This is a genomic window from Bradyrhizobium sp. (genome assembly GCF_036009065.1).
Taxonomy (GTDB): domain Bacteria; phylum Pseudomonadota; class Alphaproteobacteria; order Rhizobiales; family Xanthobacteraceae; genus Bradyrhizobium.
Genome location: NZ_DASYMN010000112.1, coordinates 1 through 4,978, shown reverse-complemented (window position 1 = coordinate 4,978; position 4,978 = coordinate 1). Strand labels below are relative to the sequence as shown.

Here is a 4,978-nt window from a genome sequence, read left to right as displayed (position 1 = left end):
CGCGGCCACCACCAATGCGCGGCGTTTCGTCACCGAATCCAAGGCCGACGTCATCATGGGCTCATCGACCACGCCGCCGACCGTCGCGGTATCGACGGTCGCCAACGAAGCCGGCGTTCCGCATCTCAGCCTCGCGCCGTTCCCGATTACGCCGGAGCGCGCCAAATGGTCGGTGGCGATGCCGCAGCCGGTGCCGCTGATGGGCAAGGGCCTGTACGAGCACATGAAGACGCACAACATCAAGACCGTCGGCTATATCGGTTACTCCGATTCCTACGGCGACCTCTGGATCAACGATCTCAAGACCCAGGGCGTGCCGCTGGGCCTGACGATTGTCGGTGAGGAGCGCTATGCGCGCCCGGATACGTCGGTCACGGGCCAGGTGCTGAAGCTGATCGCCGCCAATCCCGACGCGATCCTGGTCGGCGGGTCAGGCACGGCTGCGGCATTGCCGCAGACCGAACTGCGCGCGCGCGGCTATAAGGGGTTGATCTACCACAACCACGGCGCCGCCAGCATGGACTTCATCCGCATCGCGGGTCCCGCCGCCGAGGGCGTGATCATGGCGTCCGGTCCGGTGATGAATCCGGAAGGCCAGCCCGACAGCGCGCTCACCAAGAAACCGGGCCTTGCGCTCAACACCGCCTATGAAGCCAAGTACGGCGCCAACAGCCGCAGCCAGTTCGCAGGCCACTCCTACGATGCGTTCAAGATTCTCGAACGCGTCGTGCCGGTGGCGTTGAAGACAGCCAAGCCCGGAACGCCTGAATTCCGCGAAGCGATCCGTCAGGCCTTGATGAGCGAGAAGGAATTGGCAGCGAGCCAGGGCGTCTACAACTTCACCGAAAAGGACCGCTACGGCCTCGACGACCGCGCCCGCATCATCCTGACGGTGAAGGACGGGAAATACGTTCCGGCGAAGTAGGGTTTCTTACCCTCCCCTGAAGGGGGAGGGTCGCTCGCCGGGCGATGCGCAAGCATCGTCGGGCGAACGGGGTGGGGTGACAGCGGTCCGTTTCAATCGCCGCTGATGCTTAAATCGTGCGATCTCAGCTTCGCGTGAGCCATAAAGCTCAACGTAAATTCGTTCGAGCACCGCGTTCAGATCGCCCGCGATCTCCGAATTCCAAAATCGGATGACTCGATATCCTTCCCGCTCAAGCCAAATTTGCCTTTCAAGATCGCGTTTCGCGGCCTCGTCGTCATTGTGGTGTCCGCCGTCGAGTTCGATAATCAGGTGAGCGGCGGGACAGAAAAAATCGACGACATACCGACCGATCGGCGCCTGACGGCGGAAGTGCGTGCCAGAGATGGGAATTTCCTTCAGCGCACGCCACAGGGTATGTTCGTGGGGCGTCGTGTTCGAGCGCAGCTTCTTTGCGGTCGCGCGGCGTACGGCTGTTGAGATCATCTTTATCTGCCTCCAACGCTGTCACCCCACCCCGTCGCGCATCTCACTACGTTCGATGCCCGACGACCCTCCCCCTCCAGGGGAGGGTAAGGCAAACGCGATCTCTTCGACAGTTATTAGAAATAGAAGAGCGCCCTCTACACCCTCCCCTGGAGGGGGAGGGTCGCTCGCGTAGTGAGCGGGGAGGGGTGATTGTTCATCCGCAGCCTCAAATCCCGCTCTTTCCCTCGTGCTGGAAGCCGAGGTAGCTCGCGACCACGCGCTGGTTGGCTGCGATATCCGCTGCGGGTCCATCCAGAATAAATTCGCCGAGCTCCATGACATAGGCGCGGTCGGCGATCTGCAGCGCGGCCTGCGCGTTCTGCTCGACCAGCAGCACCGAGACGCCGGCGGCGCGCAACTCGCCGATGGTGCGGAAAATATCGGCGACGATGATCGGCGCGAGGCCAAGGCTCGGCTCGTCCAGCATCAACAGTTTCGGGGCGCCCATCAGCGCGCGGCCCATCGCCAGCATCTGCTGCTCGCCGCCGGACAGCGTTCCGGCCAGTTGCCTGCGGCGTTCCTTCAATCGCGGAAACAGCGTGTAGACCCGCTCGAACGAATTTGCCGCAATCGCCTTGGCGATCCGGAACGCGCCGAGCTGCAGGTTGTCCTCGACGCTCATGGTGGAAAACAGTTCGCGATGCTCGGGCACGAGGCTCAGCCCCGCGGCAACGCGGTCTTCGATCTCGAGCTGCGCCATATCCTGGTCCGCGAAGGCCGCGGCGCCCTGCAGCGGCAGGATGCCCATGATGGCATTGAGCAGCGTGGTCTTGCCGGCGCCGTTGGCGCCGATGATGGTGACGATCTCGTCGTCGCGAACTTGCAGCGATACCGCGCGCACCGCCTCGACCTTGCCATAGGCGACATGGGCATCGGAAACCTGTAGCAGCGCGCTCATGACGCGGCTCCGAGATAGGCTTTTATCACCTCGGGATTGCTCTTGATCGCGGCGGGCGTGCCTTCCGCGATCTTGGTGCCGAAATCGAGCACCACGATGCGGTCGGCCAGATCCATCACAAAACCCATGTCGTGCTCCACCAGCAGCACCGACATGCCGCCGTCGCGCAATTGCCGCAGCAGCGCCGCGAGTTGCTGCTTCTCCATGTGCCGCAGTCCGGCGGCCGGCTCGTCGAGCAGCAACAGGATCGGATCGACGCACAGCGCGCGCGCGATTTCGACGATGCGCTGCTGGCCGAGCGACAGCGAACCCGCGAGCTGATTCATTTGTTCGCCCAAGCCCACGCGCTCGATCTGCCGCGCGGCTTCGGCGAGCAATCCGGCCTCATCGGCGCGGTCCAGCCGCAGCATGCTGGCGATGGCGCCGGCATGGCCGCGCAAGTGCGCGCCGATCGCGACGTTCTCCAGCACAGTCATATCGGGCACCAGCTTGACGTGCTGGAAGGTTCTGGAAACGCCGAGTCTTACCACCTCCTGCGGCGGCGCGTTGTCGATGTTCTTGCCCAGCAAGGAGATGGTGCCGCCCGATGAAGTGAGCACCCCGGTGACCAGGTTGAATGTGGTGCTTTTTCCCGCGCCGTTCGGCCCGATCAGAGCGACGATCTCGCGCGCCCGAACGTCGAAGGAGACATTGTTGACGGCGATGACGCCGCCGAATTGTTTTCGCGCATTGTCGATTTGCAGCAGCGTGCCGGACTCCAGGTTCGGCCGGATATGCGCGAGCGGCGCCACCCTCGTATCCGGCCGCCTGCGGCCCGACTCGAACGGCAGCAGCGACATCAGCCAGGGCCAGACGCCCGTTGGCGCCAGTTGCAGCAGCACCACCAGCATGATGCCGAACACGATGATCTCGAGCTGGCCCTGGCCGCCGAAAACAAGCGGCAGATAGCTTTGCAGGATTTCCTTGAGCACCACGACAATGGCGGCGCCGAGCACGGCGCCCCAGACATAGCCGGCGCCGCCGACCACGGCGATGAACAGGTATTCGATTCCCGCCTGCGGACCGAACGGCGTCGGATTGGCGGCGCGCTGGAAATGCGCATAGAGCCAGCCGGACAATCCCGCCAGCACCGCGGCGTAGATGAAGACCAGCAATTTTGCACGCGGCGTCTGCACGCCGAAGGCTTCGGCGGCGACATGGCCGCGTCTGAGCGCGCGGATGGCGCGGCCGGTGCGGGAGTCCAGCAGATTCATCGAGAGCACCGCGCAAACAATCACCGCGATCCAGATCACAAAATAGATGGTGCCGGGATCGAGCATTTTGAGCGGCCCGATCGCCAGCGGCGGAATCGCCGAGATGCCGTCGTTGCGGCCGAGAAATTCCAGCTTGCTGAACAGATAGAACAGCGCAATGCCCCAGGCGATGGTGCCGAGCGGCAGGTAATGCCCCGACAGCCGCACCGTGACGATGCCGAGCAGCACCGCGGCGGCGCCGCTGACCAGCAGCGCCAGCGGCAGCGTCAGCCATGGCGATACGCCGTAGGCGGTGGTCAGCACCGCCGTGGTGTAGGCGCCAAACCCGCAAAACGCCGCCTGGCCGAATGAGGTGAGGCCGCCGACGCCGGTCAGCAGCACCAGCCCCATCGCCACCAGCGCGGCAAGGCCGATATTGTCCAGCAGCACGATCCAGAACGGCGGCATGCCCGGGATGAACGGAATCGCCGCCATCACAGCTGCGAAGATGAAGACCGGGAGGCGCTGCGGCATCGCTCAGTCCTTTTCCTCTTCGACCGCGGGCGCCGCCAGCGACCGCAGCACGAGAACCGGAAGGATCAGCGTGAAGACGATGACTTCCTTGTAATTGCTGGCATAAAACGAGGAGAACGCTTCGACCGACCCGACCACCAATGCGGCGACGGCGGTGAGCGGATAGCTGACGAGGCCGCCGATGATCGCGGCAATAAAACCTTTCAGACCGATCAGGAATCCGGTGTCGTAATACAGTGTGGTGATCGGGACGATCAGAATTCCGGAAATCGCGCCGATCACCGAAGCGAGCAGAAATGCCAGCTGTCCCGACAGCGAGGTCCGGATGCCGACAAGCCGCGCGCCGAGCCGGTTGACCGCGGTGGCGCGCAGCGCCTTGCCGTACAGCGTATAGCCGAAGAACAGCCATAGCCCGACGATGAAGGTGATAGTGATGGCATAGACGGCGATGTTCTGGCCGGTGAAGCGCAACTGGCCGACGGTGAAGGCCATATCGGAAATGGTCGGGCCGCGCTGCCCCTCGGCGCCGAAGAACACCAGCCCAAAACCCTGCAGCGCGAGGTGGCAGCCGACCGAGGCGATCAGCAGCACCAGCACCGAGGTGTGCGCGATCGGCTGGAATGCGATGCGATAGAGAAAAAGCCCGATCGCCGCGACGATCACTAGCGACAGCGCGATGTTGACGGCGATAGGGGTCTGCCGGCTGGCGAGCCCGGTGGTCAGCGCGAGAATCCCGAGAGGAAGCAGGATATTGACGCCCAGCGCGCGCAGCATGCGCCGCAGGTTCAGCGCCTTGCGGGCGCCGAACAGATCGAGGCAGAATGCCACAAATCCCATCGCCAGCGCGAGCCGCGCAGTGCC

General features: G+C 63.9%; 5 protein-coding genes. 1 reads left to right on the top strand and 4 read right to left on the bottom strand.

Going from position 1 to position 4,978, the window contains the following annotated elements:
- Positions 1–925 (top strand): ABC transporter substrate-binding protein (locus VGP39_RS07170; protein WP_327567408.1); only part of this gene is annotated, 925 nt, incomplete at its 5' end.
- 6 nt (positions 926–931) lie between these two features.
- Here the strand turns inward: VGP39_RS07170 and VGP39_RS07165 are convergent.
- From VGP39_RS07165 to VGP39_RS07150, 4 genes are all read right to left on the bottom strand, one after another.
- A complete protein-coding gene (locus VGP39_RS07165) occupies positions 932–1,411 on the bottom strand; it encodes an endonuclease domain-containing protein (RefSeq protein ID WP_327567407.1) in 480 nt (159 codons plus the stop codon).
- A gap of 208 nt (positions 1,412–1,619) precedes the next feature.
- Positions 1,620–2,351 carry an ABC transporter ATP-binding protein gene (locus tag VGP39_RS07160; protein WP_327567406.1) on the bottom strand — a complete coding sequence of 244 codons (732 nt, stop codon included), beginning with the start codon at positions 2,349–2,351 and terminating at the stop codon, positions 1,620–1,622.
- Positions 2,348–4,117, bottom strand: coding sequence for a branched-chain amino acid ABC transporter ATP-binding protein/permease (locus VGP39_RS07155; RefSeq protein ID WP_327567405.1), 1,770 nt, complete (start codon positions 4,115–4,117; stop codon positions 2,348–2,350). Before VGP39_RS07155 ends, VGP39_RS07160 begins: the two co-directional genes overlap by 4 nt.
- A gap of 3 nt (positions 4,118–4,120) precedes the next feature.
- Positions 4,121–4,978, bottom strand: an 858-nt coding sequence (locus VGP39_RS07150; protein ID WP_327567404.1) for a branched-chain amino acid ABC transporter permease, incomplete at its 5' end; no start/stop codon positions are given.

Coding starts and splice junctions, on each gene's coding strand:
- VGP39_RS07165 (WP_327567407.1), bottom strand. CDS start 1,411: ATGATCTCAACAGCCGTACGCCGCGCGACCGCAAAGAAGCTGCGCTCG.
- VGP39_RS07155 (WP_327567405.1), bottom strand. CDS start 4,117: ATGCCGCAGCGCCTCCCGGTCTTCATCTTCGCAGCTGTGATGGCGGCG.
- VGP39_RS07160 (WP_327567406.1), bottom strand. CDS start 2,351: ATGAGCGCGCTGCTACAGGTTTCCGATGCCCATGTCGCCTATGGCAAG.